This window comes from Pseudomonas sp. NY8896 (assembly GCF_039634505.1).
Genome location: NZ_CP132350.1, coordinates 5,375,726 through 5,396,892 on the forward strand (window position 1 = coordinate 5,375,726; position 21,167 = coordinate 5,396,892).

Here is a 21,167-nt window from a genome sequence, read left to right on the forward strand (position 1 = left end):
ATTGTCGGACAGTTCCTTCTATTGCTGGCACGCCCGTGCTAGAGCAAGCGCCCGGGACAATCCACAGTTCCTGTGGATAACTCGGTGGACAACCCTCTCCTATTCCCCGCAAACCCCCGTAAATTGGGGGCTTTGCTCAAACTGACGATTTTTTCACCAGCTAAAAATAGTGTTTTTTTTCATTGACTTAACCATGCAGTCAAGTCATTGGCGAGGTTCTCGAAGCCTGTTGCCAGGCTGTTACAGAGGATGCCCCGAATGTGAACAAGTGCACCATAACCCTCCAATTGAGTGCACGAAAAGGGCACATCGGCCCGCATACGGGCCATTTGCCCCCTCTTCACAGCAGCGAGAATTCGCGCCATACTGCGCGGCTCACCTGAACAAACGTAGTGCTTGCTATACCTGTGCACTTGCGGTAAGGTGCGCCTCGTTAGTACCAAGCTGAAAGTCAATTCTGGCCACAAGCGTCCTTGCAGAACCGCTCCCCCCAAGAGCGACCCTGCTGAAACCAGGACCGGCCCATTCAATGATTCTGTCGCCAGCCTTGCGCTGTTCAAGCACGAATCACATGACAGATTGATCAGGATCCCACCCCGACGGCCTAGAACCTTGGCCCCGGCGTGCTGCCTGCCTTCCGAAGTACCTACCAGTCAGCCCAAGCGCCCACATTTGATTGCGCCCCCTCTGGCTGCCCTGTTCCAGTCAGGTTCGTTCGTCCCTTAATAAAGGCGTCACTGGAACGTTTCTATCATGCACGGATCATATCCCCCGTGTTTAAAGCAGGAACCTCCAACAATATGCAAACTCATCATCAAATTCAGGCTGCCATTGGCACCCTCTCCCAGGCCTTCTCGCCGTTGAAGTGCCTTATCGTTGCCCCACGCAAGGGCAGCTTCAGCTTTACCCTGGTAGACGAACACGGCGTTGCCTGCCACACCGAGCGCCTGTACCCCGAACAGTACAGCCGCAATGAACCGCTGCAGGCAGTGATCGCCCGGACTCGCCAGTCGCTCACCGCGTGAGCGGCGAATACCGCGTCATTCAAGCGCTGAATCATCGAGTCGCAAGCCTGCCTGAACGTTCTTGGCGTAATTGCCTTAGGGCATATAGCGTGGAACGTCAGGCAGCAATCGATTTAAAAACAGCTCTTTACACCACGATTATCACACTACACTTCAACTCGAGCGGTGCTTGCCGCTTCCGGCGGGCCTGATCATTCACCAGCTGCCAAGCTCCAGCGCCCGTCCGGCCCTTACCTGCTCGAGGGCATCATGGGTATCGCGGCGAATGAATTGTGTCTGTATGTGATCCGACCCACCCTGGTCTACCTGAACCGTCACTGCGCCAGCGCCGAAGCCTTGCTGCTGGGCATCGCCGCCAGCCAGTCGGCACTCGGCTCAGCCTTGCATGACCGGCGCGGCCACGGCCTCTACCGTATTGGCGAACATCGTCACCAGGCGCTCTGGGACGATTATCTAGCCCGTGACCCCGACCTCGCCAGCCTGATCCGCGGCCTGGCCAGCCAACACGCCTTCCTGGGTGGCCCGCACTTGGAGCTCACCGTCAACCTGCGCTATTCCACTGCGATTGCCTGGATGCTCATCGAAGAGCAGGCCACCCCACTCCCTGCCGCTGACGACTTGCTTGCACTGGCGCGGATCTGGCGCCAAATTTTCAACCCTCAAGGCCGCCTGCGCGACTTCACCCATGCCTGGCATGCCTGCATAGATCAGAAATTGCCACAGGCATCTTGAGACACGTCCTACAACTGAACCGGAAAAAAGGGAATTTTGGTCGGATTGTCCTACAAAACCGCTCTAACTCCTGCGATTGAGCCTATAGCGCGGCGCGTGATTTGTTGGTAGCTTTTCGCCCCGGAGATCCCAAGGAGTTTTCTAATAATGAAAAAAGTAATGCTCAAAACCTCCCTCGGCGTTGCCGTTGCTCTTGCATCCAGCCAACTGCTCGCCAGCGGCTTTGCGCTCAACGAACAGAGCATCAGCAGCATGGGGACAGGTTTCGCGGGACGTTCTTCTTCTGCCGATGATGCCAGCACCGTGTTTGGCAACCCTGCAGGCATGTCCCGCCTCAAACGCGAACAATTCACCGTGGGCGGCGCTGCCGTCATCGCCAAGTCCGATATCTCGGGCCCGGGCAGCAACCTCGGGGGGGAAACCGATGGTGACATGGTGCCTTTCGTTGGCGTACCCATGGGTTACTACGTCAAGCCAATCGATGACCACTGGAGCGTCGGCTTCGGTGTCTATGTACCCTTCGGCCTGGTAACCGACTACGGCAGCGATGATGCCGCACGTTACTGGGGCAAGAAGAGCCACGTCGAGGTAGTCACCTTCCAGCCGACCGTCAGCTACGCCTTCAACGACAAGGTATCTATCGGTTTCGGTCCTACCATCAACCGCATCAAGGGTGAGCTGGGCTCGAGCCTGATCAACCCGTTCACCCCAGGCCGCAACGACGGCGAAGTAAAGATCAAGGGTGACGATACCGCCGTTGGCTACAACATCGGCGTTCTGGTACAGGCCACCGACCGTACCCGCGTCGGCCTGACCTATCACTCGATGGTGGACTACAAGCTCGAGGGCAAGACCCGCGTCAGCACCCCGCTGATCGGGCCATTCAACGGCAACAAGTTCGACGCCAGCTTGAAGATCAAAACGCCTGAGTCCGTCGACCTCTCGGTTACCCATGAGCTGGACGACCAGTGGACCCTGTACGCAGGTAGCACCTGGACGCGCTGGAGCCGCCTGAAAGACATCACCGTGCAGAACGATGTCCCCGCACCGCTGGCAGGCTCGGCGTTCCAGACCATTACCGAGGAACAGAACTGGCATGACACCTGGGCTCACGCCATTGGTGCATCGTACAAGGTCAACAAGGAGTGGGTGCTGCGCACCGGCTTCACCGTCGACCAGTCGCCAACCAACAACCACGACCGCTCGCCACGCATCCCGACTGGCGACCGTAAAGTGTTCAGCGTGGGTGCTGGCTGGAGCCCGAGCGACGACATGACCATCGACGTTGCCTACTCCTACCTGTGGGAGGAGGACACCAAGGTCAACCAGGTCAGCGCGACCAAGGGCAGCTACCAGGCCAAGTACGAGAACAGCGCTCACGGTATCGGTGCATCCCTCACCTACCGCTTCTGATTCGTACGCGTCACATGAAAAACCGCCCTCGTGGCGGTTTTTTCATGCCTGCACCTGCCAGCGAGCCCCCAGACAGTCGCGCAGGTAGTCCATGAACACCCGCACTTTGGTGGTCATGGCAAAGCGGTCGGCCAGGCACAGGTAGATATCCATCGGCTCGGTCTGGGCATAGGCCTGGCCGCTGTCGCTGAATTCGAAAAGCGGTACGAGCGCACCGGAGGCAAGATGAGGCCGGACAATGAACTCGGCCAGGCGGGCGATGCCACCATCATGCAGTGCCATTTGGGTCAGGGCATCGATATCGTCACTGATCAATACGCTGCCGAACTCCGCGTCAAAACGCAGCCCGTCGCGCACGAAGCCCCAGCGCAGAAACCGCCCATCCACCGGGTAGCGAAACACCAGACACCGGTGAGTGAGCAATGACTCGGGCGTAGCGGGTACACCTGCGCTGTGCAGGTATCCGGGTGAGGCACAGCAAATGAACGGGATGCGGGCAATGTGCCGGGCCAGCAGTTGGTCTTCCAGTTGCGGGGCAATGCGCAGGCTTACGTCGATGTCTTCACGGGCATGGTTTACCCGGCGATCAGTCGTTATCAACTCTATCGAAAGTAGGGGATATCGGGCACTGAATGCGGGTATCAGCGGCGCCAGCACGTGTCGGCCAAAGGCGGACGTCGAGGCGATGCACAGCCGCCCCTGGGGCTCGCTGTCTGGGGTTGTAACCGCCTGTTCGGCCAAGGCCAGGTCACGGTCGATGTGCTTCACGCGCTCGTAATACTGGGTGCCTGCAGGCGTCAAGGCCATGCTGCGTGTGGTGCGGCTGAGCAGGCGTACCCGCAGGTGGCCTTCGAGTCGCGCCAGGTTCTGGCTGACGGCTGCCGGGCTAAGGCCGAGATTACGCGCACCAGCGGCGATGCTGCCAGCCTCGACCACCTTGATGAAACAGCGGATGGCGTTGAGCAGGTCCATGAAACGCTCTTTGATTCGTAAGAATTTCTTTATAAAGAACTCAATAGCGCGGGTCTACAGTTACGTGCCGGAGCATTGCTAACCTGCGCCTCCATTCAACTTTCAGGAGTTCGCATGAGCAACCTGTCCCAGTCGCGCAGCCGACGCAAATTGCACCCGGTCGCCACGCCCTATGTTTTCGCGTTCTACATGTCATCGATCATGGCGCTGTTGATGTGCTTCGTGATCACCGCGGCTAATGCCGGGGTGACACCGGAGTATCTGGGCAATGTGCTCAAGGCTTATCAGTTGGCGATGCCAGTAGCGTTTTTGTGTGTGCTGGTGGTCAGGCCGGTGGTGGTGCGATTGGTGGCGATAACGGTGCACGCACAGTAACCCACCCAACCACGGCCCGGCTCTTGATCTTGATCTTCGCGACTTCAGGAGGCCGAACGCAGGCCTTGCGGAGGGAGGTGACGGGCATGGATGCCCGTCAAGCGCTGGGCCGGATGAGGGGAGCGCAGCGTTTTTTGGTGGGCCTGCCCCGTGACAACAGACGCCAAGAAGCGATACCTACATCGCTATCTTGGAGGTTGTCATGTACCCAACCACCACGCACTTCAGCTACGGCTGTGAAGCGATGGCCTTTTCGATGGCTGCACGGAACGCAGGATCATCCGGTTTGGTCAGGCTGGAGAAGTTACCAATCACCTTCCCCTTACGATCGACAACATACTTGTAGAAATTCCACTTCGGCGCACTGCTCTGGCTGGCCAGCTCCGCAAACAGCGGTATCGCATCCTTGCCCCGCACAGCTTGCGTCTTGGTCATGGTGAAGGTAACGCCATAGTTGGCATAGCAAACCTTGGCGGTCTTTTCGCTATCGGCGTCTTCCTGCTTGAAGTCATTGGACGGCACGCCCAGCATTTCCAGGCCCTGCCCGTGATATTCCTTGTACGTCGCCTCAAGCCCCTCGAATTGCGGGGCAAAACCGCAATAGCTGGCGGTGTTCACCACCACCAGCGGCTTGCCGGCAAAGCGCTCGCACAGCTCGACCTGCCCCTTGCCGCGCAACTCTGGCAGGCTACCCTGCAACAATGCCGGGCAATCGGCAGCCCAGCTTGATGTGCTGGCAAGCAGGGCCAGCACCGGCACCGTCAACCAATGTGCACGCATGACTCGTTTCTCCCGCATGACAATCCTTGAGCTTGCAGGGTAGCGCCTAACAAACACTCATGCCCAGTTGCATCAGCGCCATCCCACCTTGATGCCAGCCCCACCACACCAGTGCCAGCAGCAGCAGGGCGGCGATGGCCAGCAGCCCACGGGCCAGGTAGCGGTTCATGCGGCCTGGGCCTGCAGGCGGGCGACCGGGCGTTCGCGCACCGGCCAGTTGAGGGCTGCGGCCAGCAGGCTGAGCAGGATGGAAATCTGCCAAACCAGGTCGTAGCTGCCGGTGCGGTCATACACCACCCCACCCAACCAGCCGCCCAAGAACGCACCTAACTGGTGGAACAAGAACACGATACCGCCGAGCATGGACAGGTTACGCACCCCGAATACCGTGGCCACGGTGCCATTGGTCAGCGGCACCGTGGACAGCCACAACAGGCCCATGGCGATGCCGAACAGGTAAGCACTGAACTCGCTTACCGGCGCCCACAGGAATAGCACGATCACCACCGCTCGCAGCAGGTACAGCCCGGTCAGCAGGCGCGGCTTGGACATGCGCCCGCCCAACCAGCCAGCAGTGAAGGTTCCGACGATATTGAACAGGCCAACCAACGCCAGCACCGTGGTACCGGTGGTCGCAGCCAGGTGCTGATCAACCAGGTAGGCCGGCAGGTGCACCCCGATGAACACCACCTGGAAGCCGCAAACGAAGAAGCCCAGTGCCAGCAACCAGAACCCAGGATGGGAACATGCTTCGCGCAGCGCCTGGCCCAGGGTCTGCTCGGCACCATGGCTGGGCAACGGGCGGTCGCGCAGCAGGCCGACGAAGGGCACGATAAACGCCACCATCAGGCCCAGCACCAGCAAGGCTGCGGACCACCCCAGCCACTGGATCAGGCCGAGGGTGCCCGGCAGCATGGCGAACTGGCCAAACGAACCGGCGGCGCTGGCAATGCCCATGGCCATGCTGCGCTTCTCTGCCGGTACGGCACGCCCGACCACGCCGAGGATGACCGAAAACGATGTGCCAGACAGGCCGATGCCAATCAGCAAGCCGGCACTGAGCGACAACGACCAGGCGGAGTCGGCCATGCCCATGAAGACCAAGCCGATGGCGTAGAGAATGCCACCGATGATCACCACCCGCGCTGCGCCCATACGGTCGGCCAAGGCACCGGCGAATGGTTGCGCCAGCCCCCAGACCAGGTTCTGCAAGGCAATGGCAAAGGCGAACACCTCCCGCCCCCAACCAAAATCGGCGCTCATCGGCGCCAGGAACAAACCAAAGCCGTGCCGCACACCCAGGGACAGCGCCAGGATCAAGGCCGCCCCCACCAATACCCACCCGCTGGTTCGCCACACCGAAGTCATTGTCGTTTTCTCCAGCACATCGCAAGGTTTTTGCGGGTATATACCCGCTTATAGTCGTATCAATTCACGCCAGTTGGTCCAGCAAACGCACCAGTTCATCCCGCGGCCCTTCGCCCAACCGCTCCACCAGCTTGATCTGGGCTTGTTCCCAGGCCGGATACGCAGCACGCAGCAGCTGCGTACCGGCCTCGGTCAACAGCACCACACGGTTACGCTGGTCGTCGCCATCAGCCAGGGCCACCAGCCCTTCCGCCTCCAGCACCCGCAGGTTGCGGCCTAGGGTACTGCGCTCCAGGCCCATGGCCTCGGCCAAGGTGGTGATACTGGGGCGGTCGAGCCGTTGCAGGTGTCTCAGCAAGGAAAACTGCGCAACATTGACCCCGAAGCCGGAGAGGGCCTCGTCGTAATGCCGGCTCACCCCACGGGCGGCACGACGCAGATGGGTACAGATGCATTCACTGGTCAGCATGGATACGTGTATATACCCGCACCTTAGATGTTGCAAGAAATTTCATATCTGCGTAGGCCTGAAAAGACTTCAGAGGCCCAAGGCCAACCCCAGCACCACCGCCAATTCGAGTAACTCGAGCAGCGCGCCGGCAGTATCCCCAGTGGCCCCACCCAGCCGTCGGTACATCAGATGTCGCAGCCAGGCAAACACCGCCACCGCCAGCAGCACTACCCATCCGCCCAAGAGCAGGCAGAAAAGCGCACAACACAGCAACACCCACCCGGCAGCACGCCGGGGCAGATGTTCGGCCAGCGCCTGCCCCAACCCACCGGGGCGCACATACGGCGTGCAAAGGAACAACCCCAACATTGCCGTTCGCCCGATCAACGGCGCCAGCAGCAATTGCGCCCCGACACCCTGCTCGACCAGCACCCATAAGGCGCAAAACTTCAACAACAGCACCAGCACCAGGGTGACCACGGCAATCGGCCCGCTGCGCGGGTCCTTCATGATCTGCAGGGTGCGTTCACGGTCGCCGAAGCCACCCAACCAGGCGTCTGCGCTGTCCGCCAGGCCATCCAGGTGCAAGGCGCCACTGAGCAGCACCCACGCTGTCAGCAGCAACGCCGCATGCAGCGGCGCCGGTGTACCTTGCAGCAGATGGCTGGCCAACCACAACAGCAGCCCGAACAATAGCCCGACCAGCGGGTAGTACAGCAGCGAACGCCCCACCTCACGCGCTGCCGGCATGCCCGGCAAGCTCACCGGCAGGCTGCTGAGAAACTGCAAGGCGATCAAGAAAGGCAGCATCTCAGCGGGCCTCGACCAACTGCCCGTCAACACCCGGCACCAGGCGCATCAACGCGCCATGCCCGACTTCGACCTGCAGCAATTGTTCCCTCGGCAAACCCCGGGCACGCGCCAGCAACAACCGCATTACCCCGCCATGGGTGACCAACAGCACGCGCTTGCCGGCATGTTGAAGGTGCAAACGCTCGACAGCTGCCAGCACCCGTTCGGCAAACGCCTCGACCGGCTCGCCGTTGGGCGGTGTGAAGGCGTAAGGGTCCGCCCAGAACCGCCCAAGCGCGTCGGCCTGGTGCTCCATGATCTGCGCGGCGCTACGCCCCTCCCAATCGCCGAAATGCAGCTCTTGCAGGGCAGGCTCACGCTGCACCGGCACGTTCAACCGCGCGCCCAGCTCATCGGCGAACCGCGCACAGCGCTGCAGCGGCGAGCTGACCAAAACCTGCCACGGGCCGGCCTCGGCCACGGCACTGCGCATTTGCGCCCACCCCTTGTCGGTCAGGGCATCGTCAAGGCTGCCGCGCAGGCCGCCCTGTTCCGTTTCACCATGGCGCAGCAGGTCGAGGATCATGCCGGGCGGTCCGCCACCGCGGCCTCGGCAAAGGTCGCCATTTGCCCATGCAGCGCACAGGCCAGGCGCAGCAGCGGCACCGCCAGGGCAGCACCACTGCCCTCGCCCAGGCGCAGGCCCAGGGCCAGCAACGGCTCGGCCTGCAGCGCAGCCAGCAAGGCCTTGTGCCCAGGCTCGGCACCCTGGTGGGCGAACAGCAGCCAGGCCCGGCACTGCGGGTTAAGATGCACTGCCACCAACGCGGCGACACTGCAGATGAAACCATCCACCAGCACCGCAACACCCGCCTGCGCGCAGCCGATGTAGGCGCCAGCCAACGCCGCTATCTCGAATCCGCCAACACAGCCCAGCGCCTGCAACGGGTTTTCAGCACGCAGGCCGTGCAGGCGCAGCGCCCGCTCGATGACCTCGGCCTTGTGCCGCACGCCGGCATTGTCCAGCCCAGTGCCTGGGCCGCTCAGCTGTGCCGCCGGGCAGCTCAGCAGGACGCTGGCCAGGGCTGCGGCGGCCGTGGTGTTGCCGATGCCCATCTCGCCACCGATGAACAGCTGAGCACCCTGTTCAGCGGCGCGCAGGGCGCTGTCGCGGCCGGCCTGCAAGGCTGCTTGCAACTGGTTCTCGGTCATCGCGGGCTGGCAGGCAAAGTTGGCGGTGCCGGCGCCCAGGCGCAGATGGCGCACACCGGGCAGCTCCAACTGCGCGTCGATGGTGCCCAGGTCGACCACTTCCAGGCTGGCTTGCAGTTGCCGCGCCAGTACACTGATCGCCGCACCGCCGCCGACGAAGTTACGCAGCATCTGCCCGGTCACCGCCTGCGGGTAGGCCGAGATGCCTTCTTCGACCACCCCGTGGTCGCCGGCAAAAATGGTAATTGCGACCTGATCCAGGATCGGCCGCTCACACCCTTGCAGGCCTGCCAACTGGATAGCCAAGCCCTCCAGCTGGCCGAGTGAGCCGGCAGGTTTGGTCAGTTGCTGCTGACGGGCGTGGGCCTGGTCCATGGCATCGTTGTCGAGGGGATGGCAGGCGTCACGCCACCAGGCTTGGGTCATAGTGCAGGTCCTTTGAGCATTAGGGGCAGGCCGGCCACCGTCAGCACCACGCGCTGACAGCGTTCGGCCACGGCTTGGTGCAGCCAGCCGGCCAGGTCGACATAGCGCCGGGTCAGCTCGCCCATGGGCACGACGCCCAGGCCGGTTTCGTTACTGACCAGGACAAGGGTGCCAGGCAACTGCTCCAGGCAGGCCAGCAGGGCATCACGCTCCTCGGCCAGGCGCTGGTCGTCTTCCAGCATCAGCAGGTTGGTCAACCACAGGGTCAGGCAATCCACCAGCAGGCATCGCCCTTCGGCCGCTTCGGCGCGCAGCACCGCGGCCAAGGCCAGGGGTTCTTCGATCAGCCCCCAGTCATCGGGGCGGCGCTGGCGATGCAGCAACACGCGTTCGTTCATTTCACCATCCAGCGGTTGGCTGGTGGCGATGTAGGTCACTGGCAGGCCACTGGCGCTGGCCAGCTGTTCGGCCAGCCGGCTCTTGCCGGACCGGGCGCCGCCGAGGATAAGGTTGCGCATGTCAGGCCACCCCGCACAGTTGGCGCAGCAGCGCGGTGTCCAGGTGCTTTTCCACCAGGTCGGCCAGGCGCTCGATGTCGCGTTCGCGCAACGCTTCGTAGTCGATCGCCTGCACATCCTCCAGCCCGGCCCAGCGCAGCAGCGCGGCACACGACTGGCTGCCTTCGAACAAACCGTGCAGGTAGGTGGCGAGGATCTGGCCATCCGCGCTGACAGCGCCATCACAGCGGCCATCGGCCAGTTGCACGGCAGGTCGCTCAAGGGCTGGACCCGAGGTGACCCCGGCATGAATTTCATAACCGGCAACCGCTGCAGCTTCAAGGTTCAGTGTGCCGGCAACGTTGCGCAGTTGCTTCTCGGCTTCAAGCACCGTGGCATAGTCAAGCAAGCCGAGCCCCTGGCTTGAGCCGGCGGCCCCTTCCAGCCCCAGTGGGTCATGCACTTGGCGCCCGAGCATCTGCAAGCCACCGCAGATACCGATCAGCTTGCCACCATAGCGCAGGTGCCGCTCGATGGCCTTGTCCCAACCGCGCTCGCGCAGCTGTGCCAGGTCACCGCGCACACTCTTGGAGCCCGGCAGGATGATCAGGTCGGCAGCCGGAATCGGCTGGCCTGGGCCGATGAACTGCAGGTCTACCTGCGGGTGCAGGCGCAGCGGGTCGAAGTCGGTGTGGTTGCTGATGCGCGGCAGTACCGGCACGATCACCTTGAGTACACGCGCGAGCTTGGCGCCCTGGCGCACATCGATACCGTCTTCGGCTTCCAGATGCAGGTCGGTGACGTAGGGCAGTACGCCCAGTACCGGCTTGCCGGTGCGTTGCTCCAGCCAGTCCAGCCCCGGTTGCAGCAAGGCGATATCGCCACGGAAGCGGTTGATCACAAAACCTTTGACCCGCGCCTGCTCACTGGGCGACAGCAATTCCAGCGTGCCCACAAGATGGGCGAACACACCGCCACGGTTGATGTCGGCGACCAGGATCACCGGGCAGTCCACCGCTTCGGCAAAACCCATGTTGGCGATGTCGCCGGCACGCAAGTTGATCTCTGCCGGCGAGCCTGCGCCCTCGACCATGACCACCGGGTACGCGGCGCTCAGGCGCTGGTGCGATGCCAGCACTGCCTGCATGGCCGTGGCCTTGTAGTCGTGGTAGGCCACTGCATTCATGCTGGTGACTGCGCGGCCATGAATGATCACCTGGGCACCGGTATCGCTATTGGGCTTGAGCAATACAGGGTTCATGTCGGTATGGGGTGCCAGCCGGCAAGCCTGAGCTTGCACTGCTTGAGCACGGCCGATTTCACCGCCATCGGCGGTCACTGCGCTATTGAGCGCCATGTTCTGCGGCTTGAAGGGCACCACACCGACACCCTGGCGCAGCAGCCAGCGGCACAGCGCGGTCACCAGCGTGCTCTTGCCGGCATCGGAGGTGGTGCCTTGCACCATGAGAGTGGTCATGCCGTTTCCTTTTGATAAGCCGCCAGGGCCTGGGCCAGGCGCTGTTCGTCCGCCGCGCAAGCCGGCAGCCCCAGGCGCACCGCCGCTGGTTGTTCGAACAGGCGCACCAGAATGCCGCGACGGGCGAGAAAGTCGTGCAGTTGTGCCGCATGCTCGCTGCGCACGTACTGGAACAGGTCGCAGCCACCGCTGGGCACCAGGCCGGCACTGCACAATATTGCCGCAAGCCGCTGGCTGGCGGCAGCACAGCGCTCGGTCTGCTGGCGCTGGGCGGCTTGGTCAGCCAGGCTAGCCTGGGCCAGCACCCGGGTCGGGCCGTTGACGGTCCACGGGCCGAGCAACTCGGCCAGGCGTAGCAGCAGGCTGTGCTCAGCCACGACAAAGCCCAGGCGCACCCCGGCCAGGCCGAAGAACTTGCCGAACGAGCGCAGCACGATCAGGCCCGGCCGTTCGGCGCAATCCACCACGCTGTCTGCCGGGGTGTTGTCCATGAAGGCTTCGTCGACCAGCAGCCAGCCACCACGAGCAGCCAGGCGAGCATGCCAAGCCAGCAGGCGTTCGCGCGATACCCGGCGGCCGGTCGGGTTGTTGGGGTTGACCAACACCAGCACATCGAGGCTGTCGAGCGTCGCCTCGACCTGCGCTTCATCCAGCTCAAGCAGTTGGTGGCCCGCCCGTTGCCAGGCATACGGGTGCTCGGCATAGCACGGCGTCAGCACGCCTACCCGGCCCGCTGTGCGCAGCAGCGGCAAGGCCTGGATCGCGGCCTGCGAGCCGGCTACCGGCAGCAGCTGGCGGGTGCCGTAAAACGCGCGCGCGGCGTCTTCCAGGCCGTCCTCGGTCTCCGGCAGGCGGGCCCAGGCATCGACGGGAATCGACGGAATCGGGAACGGCCAGGGCGCAATGCCACTGGACAAGTCGAGCCACTGCTCACGGGCGATACCGTATTGCCGCACCGCGCGCAGCAGGCGACCACCGTGTTCAAGCATTGATATAAGCCCCCAGGCAGATCACCAGCAGCCACAGCCACACACCGCGCTGCACCAGGCCCCAGCCGCGTTCGATGGCGTCGGCATCGGCCATCGGCCCCTCGCCCAGGCGTGGGCGCTCATGCAGCTCGCCGTGGTACACCGCCGGGCCACCCAACTCCACGCCCAACGCACCGGCACCGGCAGCCATCACCGGGCCGGCATTGGGGCTGTCCCACAGCGGGCCTTGCTTGCGCCAGCAGGCCAGGGCCAGGCGGGTCTTGCCCAGTAGCGCGTAGGTCAGCGCCACCAGCCTTGCGGGTACATAGTTGAGCACATCGTCGATGCGCGCCGCGCACCAGCCAAAACGTTCGAAGCGTTCATTGCGGTAGCCCCACATGGCATCCAGCGTATTGCTCAAGCGGTACAGCACCACACCCGGCGCACCCGCCACCACAAACCAGAACAACGCGGCGAACACCGCGTCGCTGCCGTTCTCCAGCACTGACTCGGTGGCTGCTCGAGCTACCGCCGGCTCGTCCAGTTCGCGGGTTTCGCGGCTGACCAGGTAACCGACCCGGCGCCTCGCCTCTTCCAGGTCGCCCTGGCGCAAGGCGTTGGCCACCGGCAGTACATGCTCGCCCAGGCTGCGCAGCCCCACGGCGCAATACAGCGCCAGCACGTCCACCAGCCAGCCGATGTACGGCAGCCACGACAGCACCAGTGCCACCAACGTCAGCGGCACCACCGCCAGAAACCAAGCACTTACGCCGTGGCTGCGCCAGCCACGTCCGCCGGCATTCAGGCGACGCTCAAGGTTACTGGCCATATTGCCGAAGGCCACCAAAGGGTGGCGCCGCTGCGGTTCGCCCAGCAAGGCGTCCAGGGCAACCCCAGCCACGGTCAGCAAGGCCACGCTCATTGACGCTCTCCCCATTGGTTTTCGTAAAGCATTTCACTCAAGGGCCGCTCTTGGGCCCAGTTTTCCTGCACCAGCATGGGCACCGGGTAGAACTCGGTGACCGGCCCCAGGCACAACACCGCAACGGGCTTGGCCCCGGCCGGCATGCCCAGCAACGCTGCCAGCGCAAGCGGGTCGAACAGCGACACCCAGCCCATCCCCAGTCCTTCGCCACGCGCAGCCAGCCATAGGTTCTGGATGGCACAGGCCAGCGAGGCCAGGTCCATTTCCGGCAGGGTACGGCGGCCGAAAATGTGCGGCTCGCGGTTGTCCATCAAGGCTGCCACCAGCAGCTCGGCACAGTCGTTGATGCCTTCTACCTTCAGTTTCATGAAGTCATCGGCTCGCTCGCCCAATGCCTCAGCCGTGCGTACACGCTCCGCTTCTACCAAGGCCTGGATGCGGCTGCGCAGGTCTCGCTGGGTAATCCGGATGAAGCGCCACGGCTGCATGAGCCCGACACTGGGCGCCTGGTGCGCGGCGGCAAGCAAGCGGGCAAGCAGCTCCGGCGCCACCTGGCCACCGGCAAAATGGCGCATGTCGCGGCGCTCACCGATGGCCCGGTAGATCGCGGCGCGTTCAGCGTCGCTGTAAGCGTGTTCGCTCATGGCCGCAACAGCGCCGCCGCCGCATCGGGGTTGGACGGGAAGTAGAAGTGCACGTAGGAAGCGGTCAACCGACCCAGGCGATACACCGCTTCGTTGCCCCGCCCGCCGTTGGGGCTCAGGCCACGAGCGATCGGTTCCAGCGCAGTGCTGGTCAGCGAGTGGTGATAGGTGTGCCCGCGCAAGGTACCCTCCGGCAGTTCCACCGCCTGCAGCGCCAGGGCCGCCAGGCGCTTCTGCATGGTCGCCTCACCCGGCAGCAGCCCCAGCAGCTCGGCACGTTCGCCTGCCACGTCAGTCAGGGCATCGAGCAGGTACAGCATGCCGCCGCACTCGGCCAGCAACGGCTTGCCCTGCGCATGATGGGCGCGAATCGCTGCGCACATCGGTGCGTTTGCGGCCAATGCGTGGTGATGCAGTTCGGGGTAGCCGCCCGGCAGGTACAGGCTGTCTACCGGTGGCAGCTCGCGGTCGTGCAGCGGCGAGAAAAACGCCAGCTGTGCGCCAAGGTTGCGCAGCAGGTCGAGGTTGGCGCCATAGGTGAAGGCAAACGCCTCGTCCCGCGCCACACCAATGCGTACACCTGCCAACGAGGTAGAGCAGGCCTGCGGTTCGGGCTCGGCAAAGGTTACCGGCGGCGGCAAAGCCGCGTCGCAACTGGCGCCCAGCGCCTCGGCAGCAGCATCCAGGCGGGCCTCCAGATCATTCAGCTCGCTGGCCTGCACCAGCCCCAGGTGGCGGCTAGGCAGCTCGATGCCACGCTCGCGGGACAAGCCGCCATACCAGCGCAACCCTTGGGTCAGGCTGCCTTCCAGCAGTTGCGCATGGCGCAGGCTGCCCACCCGGTTGGCCAGCACGCCGGCGAACGGCAGGTCGGCCTGATAGCGCGCCAGGCCCAGAGCCAGGGCGCCGAATGTCTGAGCCATGGCCGTGCCGTCGATCACCGCCAGCACCGGTACGCCGAAATGGCGGGCCAGGTCGGCGCTGGACGGGGTGCCGTCGAACAGCCCCATCACCCCTTCGATCAGGATCAGGTCGGCCTCGCCGGCAGCGTCCCACAACAGGCGACGGCTTTCATCTGCACCGATCATCCACAGGTCCAGCTGGTACACCGGCGCGCCACTGGCCCGCTCGAGAATCATCGGGTCCAGAAAGTCGGGCCCGCACTTGAACACCCGCACCTTACGCCCGAGGTTACGGTGCAAGCGTGCCAGAGCAGCAGTGACAGTGGTCTTGCCCTGGCCAGAGGCTGGTGCCGCGATCAGCACGGCGGGGCAGTGGCGCGATCGACTCACAGCTCGACGCCCTTCTGTGCGCGGATACCGGCCTGGAAAGCGTGCTTGAGCATGCCCATCTCGGTCACGGTGTCGGCCAGTTCGATCATTTCATCCTTGGCCGCACGGCCAGTGACGATCACATGCTGCATCGGCGGGCGGGCCTGAATGTCGGACAGCACCTGGTCCAGGTCGAGATAGCCATGCTTGAGGGCGATGTTGAGCTCATCCAGTACCACGAACTGCACACTTGGGTCTTGCAGCAACTGGCGCGACACCGCCCAGGCGGCTTCAGCGGCAGCAATGTCGCGCTGGCGGTCCTGGGTTTCCCAGGTAAAGCCTTCGCCCATGACGTGGTAGCGCACTTGCTCGGGGAAGCGGCGGAAGAACAGTTCTTCGCCGGTGCTGTTGCGGCCTTTGATGAACTGCACCACACCGCACTGCATGCCATGGCCCAGGGCGCGTGCGAGCATGCCGAAGGCCGAGCTGCTCTTGCCTTTGCCGTTGCCGGTCAGCACCAGCAGCAGGCCGCATTCGTTGGGGGAATTGGCGATGCGTTCGTCGATGACCGCCTTCTTGCGCTGCATGCGCGCCAGGTGGCGTTCGTCGCGTTCGGTGGATTCGCTCATGGGGTTCTCCGCTGGCTGGCACCACGGCAACGCGCGGCGGCAGGTAATAGGCAGGCAAACGGAGAACGCGCAGGGGCCATGGCAGGGCGCCACGGTGCACCGCGCATCACCCTCCGTGATGCCGTTGGCAGTAACAGGCCGGTCTCCGGGCTTGTGAGTGGGCGTTAGGCCCTGGCCTGCGCGCCTTCCCGGATGCTGGCATCCAGTGGCCTTGCGCGGCCTTCTGCTCACTTACCGTTGCGGGGGCAGCGCCGGATTCGCGCCATGCAGGCGCCCACCGGCTTCCCAGTTTCACCCTGCCCAGTCGAAGCTGGCAGGGCACCTGAAACACGCGCGAAGGTTAGAGGGTTGCACCGGGAGCGTCAATCGAAGCGGGTGTTGCAGCTATTTATGCTCTTGATCTTTATCTTGATCTTCGCGACTTCAGGAGGCTGAACGCTGAAGTCGCAATCTGCGTCGCCTGGACTATCGCGCGCTTTGAAGCAAAAGCCGAAGCAAGAGCAAGACCAAGGGACGGAACCCTGCGCGCCCTCTCAATCCCATAGGCCTGCTTCAGAGGACGCTGCCCATGAACCGCCTGTTGCCTTGGTTAGTCGCCGCCAGCCTGGCAGGCTGCGGCGAAACGGCCCTGTTGAACGTAAGCGAGGGCAGCGGGCCAACACCCGAGTTGCCTGCCCCCGTCACGACATTGATCCCCACCGTGAACATCGCCCCCGCAGTCGGCTGGCCAAAGGGCGGCAAGCCCACCGCAGCACCAGGCACTCAGGTCACCGCTTTCGCCAGCGGCCTCGACCACCCACGCTGGCTCTACTTGCTGCCCAACGGCGATGTGCTGGTAGCCGAAACCAACGCGCCCCCAAAGCCCGAAGATGGCAAGGGTATTCGCGGCTGGGCCATGGGCAAGGCGATGAAGCGCGCCGGTGCGACCGCCCCCAGCGCCAACCGCATCACCCTGCTGCGCGATGCAGACCATGATGGTGTGGCAGAAATCCGCACCCCGTTCATCGAGGGGCTCAACTCCCCCTTCGGCATGACGCTGGTAGGCAAGAATCTATATGTTGCCGACACCGACAGGCTGCTGCGCTTTCACTATGAACCAGGCGCCATGCAGATCACCGAAAAGGGTTACCTGGTTACCGAGTTGCCCGGCGGGCCGCTGAACCATCACTGGACCAAGAATGTAATCGCTAGCCCCAACGGCCAAAAGCTTTATGTGACGGTTGGCTCGAACAGCAATGTGGGTGAAAACGGCCTGGACAAAGAACAGTCGCGTGCCGCGATCTGGGAAGTGGACCCGGCAAGCGGCAATCATCGGCTGTTCGCCACCGGCCTGCGCAACCCCAACGGAATGGCCTGGGAGCCTCGCAGCGGCGCCTTGTGGACGGCGGTCAACGAACGGGACGAAATCGGCAGCGATCTGGTGCCGGACTACATCACATCCGTCAAAGAAGGTGGTTTCTATGGCTGGCCCTACAGCTACTACGGGCAACACGTAGACGAGCGAGTGCAGCCACAGGCCCCGCAGAAGGTAGCCCAGGCACTGACACCGGATTATGCCGTCGGCCCGCACACCGCATCGCTAGGGCTGGCATTCATAGAGCCTGGCGTACTGCCAGCACCCTTTGAACAAGGCGCACTGATAGGCCAGCATGGTTCGTGGAACCGCAAACCACACAGTGGCTACAAGGTGATATTCGTGCCATTCGACCACTCAGGCAAACCTGCAGCCCCCCCCATCGACCTGCTGACCGGGTTTCTGGATAGAGAGGACAATGCGATGGGGCGACCGGTGGGCGTGATCAATGATGGCCGCAGTGGTGTACTGGTGGCCGACGATGTCGGCAATGTAGTCTGGCGAGTAAGCATGACCGCCAGGGCCCGATTGAACCAGGGCACTGCTGCTCAAACCAGGCCAAACAGCAGTCCCGAATGACAAACCCGATATCAGGCTGGGAAAAAACGTTGCGCCAGCGCAGGCGTACGGAACTGCGCCCGATAAGCGGCCACATCGAACAGTAGCCCCGTACGCAAGTCATACACCGGGCCGGAAACAGGCTTGCCGGTTTGGGCCAACGTCACCTTGATAAAGCGATAATGCTCACCATACACCTGCTCCAGGCCCTCGATGCGCAAGTAGTTACCCGGTAGCATCAGTGATTCACCCTCCTGCCAGAAGATAGAAAACGCGCTGATCGGTGTTGCCCCCCTATATCGCCCAGCCACCAGCTCGAACACCACCGAACTGTCGTCGAACAGCCCAGGCAAACTGCCCGGCGCCCCGGCGAAGGGCAAGCAGGCGAACTCGGTAACCTTGTACGGGTTTTCGGTGAACGAAGTCAGGTCGGTATTGACCAGCACATCACCCACCCGCAAATGGCCGTTTCGATAGAACTCGCCACCGGTACCACGCGAGCGGTGCCCACCGCGATACAACGTGACCTCGTTGCTCTTGGGTAGCCGCCCCAGGCTATCGGCCAGATCATTGATATAACTGTCTTCATCGCCGTACTGGTACCGTCCGGTGCGCATGACATCGTTCACGGTGGACTCGTTGCTGGTGTACCACTCGACCAGCGAATTGAAGTACTCATGGCCGTAGCGGTAGGAATAGCGAGGCAAGCCATCAACCTTGACGCAATCCAGCCCACGCTCGTCCAGGTCTGGTGCCCGCCCATTAGGCAGCTCGGCGACAGGCCACTTCTCCAGCAATGCTTTCTGGCGCTGTAGAGACTGCTCGGCCAGCCGCGTGCTCGACGCGTCATCAATGGCTGTGTAGGTATCCCAGAACGGCGAGGGAACACTTGGCATGCCTTCCACCGCCGGAGGGCTGCCGCCCAGCAACCGAGGAGGCCCCAGCAGCTCCCACTCACCCGCCGCGTTCAAGCGCACGGGCCTAAGCGGGACGAAGGCATAGGGATTGTTTACGGGCACCACTAACCAGACGGCCAGTTCATGACTGTATCGCACCCGGTAAGTGAGACCATTCAATGTAATCCAGCACTTGCCATCGTCAGTCATGCGAACACCACGCAGGCGTCCACTCGCGCCCAACTCACCACTCACCAGCGCGTTGGTCTCCTCGCCCTCCACTAAGCGTGTGGCACTGCTATCGGCTTGCCAGACCTCTAGCTCGACACCAACTTCATGGGGTGGTGCCTGGCGCAAAACACTCCCCAGACTTGGCTGTGTCGTTACATCCAACAAGTTGAAACTTGCGAACACGCTGTCGAGCACTGCAGAACGCAGTGCACTCATGCGCGATTGCGCGTCTGTCGCGTTAAGGGCTTCATCAATATCCAGGGCGACCTTCGCCACACCCGCCCCGAGCAACATCAGGGATATCGGCCACCCCAAAGGAACGAAGCCGCCGAAGACGCCGATGAATGCTGACAGATAACCGCTGAGCATTGCCTTGCGCAAACTTGTGTTATCACGCATCAGTTGCGCATTACGGCGCATCTCGTCGAGCGCCTGCTCTATGATGCAGGTGAAGAAGTTGCCATTGAGCGGACGCTCGAACAGCTTGAGCGCGATCAACGCCGCCTCATCCGAACGGCTGTCAGCGATGCCTTTTAGGTGCACCTTGATCAACTGCTGCCTGGCGGCATCGTGCCGGTTGCCATGCCCTTGCGCGATAAAGCTGTCCAATGCCTGCGGCGTTTGCCATCGCGTCACAAGCCAGCGGACCATTTCCAGCTCGGAATCGAATGCCCTGAGCGCCTCAGCGTGCCAAGGCAAGTACGCCAATACCCTTCCACCCTGTGCGTGGAAGGTGAACAGGCAGCCCCTGTCTCCCTCGCCAAACACGTAGCGAACGACCGTGAGCGGAGGCTCGTCATTGTCCTGACGCAACTTCTGCAGGGTGGGCAGCTCTACGCCCGAAAGCGTCTCGCTTACCATGGCGCACAGATGTCGCCAGTCCGACTGCGAGATCCGCTGGCAAGTCAGCGCAAGCCTTCCTTCACCCAGCAGGTTGACTTTGGCCAGTACTCGAAAACTCTTCTCGTGAGCCGCCCAAAAACGCTCGACCTCTCCGCGGTAGAGTGATGCGAAATCCAGTGCCCACAAGTCCTGCTGCACCGCGCTACCCAGCATGCGGACTTCATTACGCTCGTCGTAAAAAGCCGCGTGAGGCCCCTGCCAATAGAAGCCGCCGCGCAGGTCCAGCTCATCTACAGCATCCTGAAAGTAGTCATCGAACCGCTCTACTACCAGCTCGGTAAGCACCAGCGACTTCTGTGGCGGCCCTCTGTGCTGCCACCCCGTGAAACTGCGGCTGCTGGAACTCTCGGTATTGAACTGGTGCCACCAGACGAACCGCGGATCCACACGCTTGCCAGTGTGTTTGAACACAATCTGCTCTGCGTGCCTGCTCGCTAGCAGGTAGGGATCAGGGTAAGCGTGCAGCACTTCATCGACCAGCCGGATCAAGGGGATCACGGCATCAGCCAATTCAAGGCTATGACGGGTTTGTTCTTCGATCTTGCTCATGGCCCACTCCAGATGACACCCAAAGAAGGCATCATCGTCTTGCCATGGCATGAATCAGCGGTAGGTGTGCACTGCCACGAAGCGTGACGCGGTGGCCAGACCTGCAAGGCTGGACAAAACCTGCGCTGCAGGAACCGCGCTCAGCGGCTCCTGCAACGCCACACCCCAAGCGCTGTCAGGGGTTCTGTGCGAGGTGCCCTTGCGGGATCACACGCTTGGCCTGCAGGTAGGCTTTGGCCCAGTAGCTGTTGGACAGGTAGTCCAGGCGCACGGTACCGCCGGTGGAAGGGGCATGCACGAAGCGCCCTTCCCCAACATAAATGCCGGCATGGCTGACCTGCGAGCCACCACTGGTGGCGAAGAACACCAGATCACCGGACTGCAGCGACTTGGCGTCAACCGTCGGCGCGCGCATGACGATCATTTCTCGCGTGGAACGCGGCAGGCTGATGCCGGCAGCATCACGGTACACATATTTGATCAGGCCGCTGCAGTCGAAACCGGAATCCGGTGTATTGCCACCCCAACGATAAGGCGTACCCACCAGCCCAATGGCGCGAATCAACACGTCATCGGCAATCGGCGAAGGGTTGGGTTGGCTGTAGGTGACCTGCGGCTGTACCACAGGGGCCGGCGCAGGCGCACGGCTGGAGCAGGCAGCGAGTAATGCCGCCAGGGAGAGAAATGCGAAGCGCGCCATCTTTACCATGGCCAGAACA

At 62.8% G+C, this 21,167-nt stretch carries 22 protein-coding genes and 1 riboswitch; of the genes, 5 read left to right on the plus strand and 17 right to left on the minus strand.

Annotated features, from left to right (window positions below):
• The first annotated feature begins 800 nt into the window (after positions 1-800).
• The 3 genes from Q9451_RS24185 (at position 801) to Q9451_RS24195 (ending at position 3,170) form a co-directional block, all read left to right on the plus strand.
• Positions 801-1,025, plus strand: coding sequence for a hypothetical protein (locus Q9451_RS24185; RefSeq protein ID WP_009686213.1), 225 nt, complete (start codon positions 801-803; stop codon positions 1,023-1,025).
• Between the two features lie 249 nt (positions 1,026-1,274).
• Entirely contained in the window at positions 1,275-1,757 is a 483-nt protein-coding gene (locus Q9451_RS24190; RefSeq protein ID WP_012270970.1) for a hypothetical protein, read from the plus strand.
• A gap of 147 nt (positions 1,758-1,904) precedes the next feature.
• The gene (locus Q9451_RS24195) at positions 1,905-3,170 is read left to right on the plus strand and encodes an outer membrane protein transport protein (RefSeq protein ID WP_012270969.1); all 1,266 of its coding nucleotides are present in this window, start codon (positions 1,905-1,907) and stop codon (positions 3,168-3,170) included.
• 42 nt (positions 3,171-3,212) lie between these two features.
• Here Q9451_RS24195 and Q9451_RS24200 read toward each other — a convergent pair whose 3' ends face one another.
• Positions 3,213-4,142, minus strand: a complete 930-nt coding sequence (locus tag Q9451_RS24200; protein WP_012270968.1) for a LysR family transcriptional regulator — start codon at positions 4,140-4,142, stop codon at positions 3,213-3,215.
• A gap of 114 nt (positions 4,143-4,256) precedes the next feature.
• On the opposite strand from Q9451_RS24200, the gene Q9451_RS24205 reads away from it, so the two are divergent.
• Complete coding sequence (locus Q9451_RS24205; RefSeq protein WP_012270967.1) at positions 4,257-4,517, plus strand: DUF2798 domain-containing protein; 261 nt, start codon at positions 4,257-4,259, stop codon at positions 4,515-4,517.
• Between the two features lie 228 nt (positions 4,518-4,745).
• On the opposite strand, the gene Q9451_RS24210 is transcribed toward Q9451_RS24205, so the two are convergent.
• The 14 genes from Q9451_RS24210 to cobO form a co-directional block, all read right to left on the minus strand.
• Entirely contained in the window at positions 4,746-5,297 is a 552-nt protein-coding gene (locus tag Q9451_RS24210; protein WP_012270966.1) for a glutathione peroxidase, read from the minus strand.
• Between the two features lie 46 nt (positions 5,298-5,343).
• The gene (locus Q9451_RS24215; RefSeq protein ID WP_012270965.1) at positions 5,344-5,466 is read right to left on the minus strand and encodes a hypothetical protein; all 123 of its coding nucleotides are present in this window, start codon (positions 5,464-5,466) and stop codon (positions 5,344-5,346) included.
• Positions 5,463-6,656, minus strand: a complete 1,194-nt coding sequence (locus tag Q9451_RS24220; RefSeq protein WP_171577276.1) for an MFS transporter — start codon at positions 6,654-6,656, stop codon at positions 5,463-5,465. Before Q9451_RS24220 ends, Q9451_RS24215 begins: the two co-directional genes overlap by 4 nt.
• A gap of 73 nt (positions 6,657-6,729) precedes the next feature.
• Positions 6,730-7,134, minus strand: a complete 405-nt coding sequence (locus Q9451_RS24225; RefSeq protein ID WP_012270963.1) for a MarR family winged helix-turn-helix transcriptional regulator — start codon at positions 7,132-7,134, stop codon at positions 6,730-6,732.
• A 69-nt stretch (positions 7,135-7,203) separates the two neighbouring features.
• A complete protein-coding gene (locus Q9451_RS24230; RefSeq protein WP_012270962.1) occupies positions 7,204-7,926 on the minus strand; it encodes an adenosylcobinamide-GDP ribazoletransferase in 723 nt (240 codons plus the stop codon).
• A 1-nt stretch (position 7,927) separates the two neighbouring features.
• A complete protein-coding gene (gene cobC / locus Q9451_RS24235; RefSeq protein WP_012270961.1) occupies positions 7,928-8,494 on the minus strand; it encodes an alpha-ribazole phosphatase family protein in 567 nt (188 codons plus the stop codon).
• The gene (gene cobT / locus Q9451_RS24240) at positions 8,491-9,546 is read right to left on the minus strand and encodes a nicotinate-nucleotide--dimethylbenzimidazole phosphoribosyltransferase (RefSeq protein WP_012270960.1); all 1,056 of its coding nucleotides are present in this window, start codon (positions 9,544-9,546) and stop codon (positions 8,491-8,493) included. The genes cobC and cobT overlap by 4 nt, the downstream gene beginning before the upstream one ends.
• Positions 9,543-10,064 carry a bifunctional adenosylcobinamide kinase/adenosylcobinamide-phosphate guanylyltransferase gene (gene cobU / locus Q9451_RS24245; protein ID WP_012270959.1) on the minus strand — a complete coding sequence of 174 codons (522 nt, stop codon included), beginning with the start codon at positions 10,062-10,064 and terminating at the stop codon, positions 9,543-9,545. Before cobU ends, cobT begins: the two co-directional genes overlap by 4 nt.
• Before the next feature lies 1 nt (position 10,065).
• Positions 10,066-11,520 carry a cobyric acid synthase gene (locus tag Q9451_RS24250; protein WP_012270958.1) on the minus strand — a complete coding sequence of 485 codons (1,455 nt, stop codon included), beginning with the start codon at positions 11,518-11,520 and terminating at the stop codon, positions 10,066-10,068.
• Complete coding sequence (cobD, locus tag Q9451_RS24255; RefSeq protein ID WP_012270957.1) at positions 11,517-12,509, minus strand: threonine-phosphate decarboxylase CobD; 993 nt, start codon at positions 12,507-12,509, stop codon at positions 11,517-11,519. The genes Q9451_RS24250 and cobD overlap by 4 nt, the downstream gene beginning before the upstream one ends.
• On the minus strand, positions 12,502-13,410 hold the full coding sequence (cbiB, locus tag Q9451_RS24260; RefSeq protein WP_012270956.1) for an adenosylcobinamide-phosphate synthase CbiB: 909 nt from the start codon (positions 13,408-13,410) through the stop codon (positions 12,502-12,504). The genes cobD and cbiB overlap by 8 nt, the downstream gene beginning before the upstream one ends.
• Complete coding sequence (gene bluB / locus Q9451_RS24265; RefSeq protein WP_012270955.1) at positions 13,407-14,057, minus strand: 5,6-dimethylbenzimidazole synthase; 651 nt, start codon at positions 14,055-14,057, stop codon at positions 13,407-13,409. The genes cbiB and bluB overlap by 4 nt, the downstream gene beginning before the upstream one ends.
• Positions 14,054-15,349: a cobyrinate a,c-diamide synthase gene (locus Q9451_RS24270; RefSeq protein ID WP_012270954.1), complete on the minus strand. Its 1,296-nt coding sequence runs from the start codon at positions 15,347-15,349 to the stop codon at positions 14,054-14,056. Before Q9451_RS24270 ends, bluB begins: the two co-directional genes overlap by 4 nt.
• Positions 15,346-15,957: a cob(I)yrinic acid a,c-diamide adenosyltransferase gene (gene cobO / locus Q9451_RS24275; RefSeq protein WP_012270953.1), complete on the minus strand. Its 612-nt coding sequence runs from the start codon at positions 15,955-15,957 to the stop codon at positions 15,346-15,348. Before cobO ends, Q9451_RS24270 begins: the two co-directional genes overlap by 4 nt.
• A gap of 118 nt (positions 15,958-16,075) precedes the next feature.
• A riboswitch (cobalamin riboswitch) is annotated at positions 16,076-16,298 on the minus strand.
• A 227-nt stretch (positions 16,299-16,525) separates the two neighbouring features.
• Here cobO and Q9451_RS24280 point away from each other — a divergent pair.
• A complete protein-coding gene (locus Q9451_RS24280) occupies positions 16,526-17,890 on the plus strand; it encodes a sorbosone dehydrogenase family protein (RefSeq protein WP_012270952.1) in 1,365 nt (454 codons plus the stop codon).
• A gap of 11 nt (positions 17,891-17,901) precedes the next feature.
• Here the strand turns inward: Q9451_RS24280 and Q9451_RS24285 are convergent, their stop codons facing one another.
• Together Q9451_RS24285 and Q9451_RS24290 are read right to left on the minus strand one after the other, a co-directional pair.
• Positions 17,902-20,448 (minus strand): DUF6543 domain-containing protein, encoded by a 2,547-nt coding sequence (locus Q9451_RS24285; RefSeq protein WP_012270951.1) that lies wholly within the window; start codon positions 20,446-20,448, stop codon positions 17,902-17,904.
• A 175-nt stretch (positions 20,449-20,623) separates the two neighbouring features.
• The gene (locus Q9451_RS24290; protein ID WP_012270950.1) at positions 20,624-21,157 is read right to left on the minus strand and encodes a C40 family peptidase; all 534 of its coding nucleotides are present in this window, start codon (positions 21,155-21,157) and stop codon (positions 20,624-20,626) included.
• Positions 21,158-21,167 lie beyond the last annotated feature (10 nt).

Coding starts and splice junctions, on each gene's coding strand:
- Q9451_RS24185 (WP_009686213.1), top strand. CDS start 801: ATGCAAACTCATCATCAAATTCAGGCTGCCATTGGCACCCTCTCCCAG.
- Q9451_RS24190 (WP_012270970.1), top strand. CDS start 1,275: ATGGGTATCGCGGCGAATGAATTGTGTCTGTATGTGATCCGACCCACC.
- Q9451_RS24195 (WP_012270969.1), top strand. CDS start 1,905: ATGAAAAAAGTAATGCTCAAAACCTCCCTCGGCGTTGCCGTTGCTCTT.
- Q9451_RS24200 (WP_012270968.1), bottom strand. CDS start 4,142: ATGGACCTGCTCAACGCCATCCGCTGTTTCATCAAGGTGGTCGAGGCT.
- Q9451_RS24205 (WP_012270967.1), top strand. CDS start 4,257: ATGAGCAACCTGTCCCAGTCGCGCAGCCGACGCAAATTGCACCCGGTC.
- Q9451_RS24210 (WP_012270966.1), bottom strand. CDS start 5,297: ATGCGTGCACATTGGTTGACGGTGCCGGTGCTGGCCCTGCTTGCCAGC.
- Q9451_RS24215 (WP_012270965.1), bottom strand. CDS start 5,466: ATGAACCGCTACCTGGCCCGTGGGCTGCTGGCCATCGCCGCCCTGCTG.
- Q9451_RS24225 (WP_012270963.1), bottom strand. CDS start 7,134: ATGCTGACCAGTGAATGCATCTGTACCCATCTGCGTCGTGCCGCCCGT.
- Q9451_RS24230 (WP_012270962.1), bottom strand. CDS start 7,926: ATGCTGCCTTTCTTGATCGCCTTGCAGTTTCTCAGCAGCCTGCCGGTG.
- cobC (WP_012270961.1), bottom strand. CDS start 8,494: ATGATCCTCGACCTGCTGCGCCATGGTGAAACGGAACAGGGCGGCCTG.
- cobT (WP_012270960.1), bottom strand. CDS start 9,546: ATGACCCAAGCCTGGTGGCGTGACGCCTGCCATCCCCTCGACAACGAT.
- cobU (WP_012270959.1), bottom strand. CDS start 10,064: ATGCGCAACCTTATCCTCGGCGGCGCCCGGTCCGGCAAGAGCCGGCTG.
- Q9451_RS24250 (WP_012270958.1), bottom strand. CDS start 11,520: ATGACCACTCTCATGGTGCAAGGCACCACCTCCGATGCCGGCAAGAGC.
- cobD (WP_012270957.1), bottom strand. CDS start 12,509: ATGCTTGAACACGGTGGTCGCCTGCTGCGCGCGGTGCGGCAATACGGT.
- cbiB (WP_012270956.1), bottom strand. CDS start 13,410: ATGAGCGTGGCCTTGCTGACCGTGGCTGGGGTTGCCCTGGACGCCTTG.
- bluB (WP_012270955.1), bottom strand. CDS start 14,057: ATGAGCGAACACGCTTACAGCGACGCTGAACGCGCCGCGATCTACCGG.
- cobO (WP_012270953.1), bottom strand. CDS start 15,957: ATGAGCGAATCCACCGAACGCGACGAACGCCACCTGGCGCGCATGCAG.
- Q9451_RS24280 (WP_012270952.1), top strand. CDS start 16,526: ATGAACCGCCTGTTGCCTTGGTTAGTCGCCGCCAGCCTGGCAGGCTGC.
- Q9451_RS24285 (WP_012270951.1), bottom strand. CDS start 20,448: ATGAGCAAGATCGAAGAACAAACCCGTCATAGCCTTGAATTGGCTGAT.
- Q9451_RS24290 (WP_012270950.1), bottom strand. CDS start 21,157: ATGGTAAAGATGGCGCGCTTCGCATTTCTCTCCCTGGCGGCATTACTC.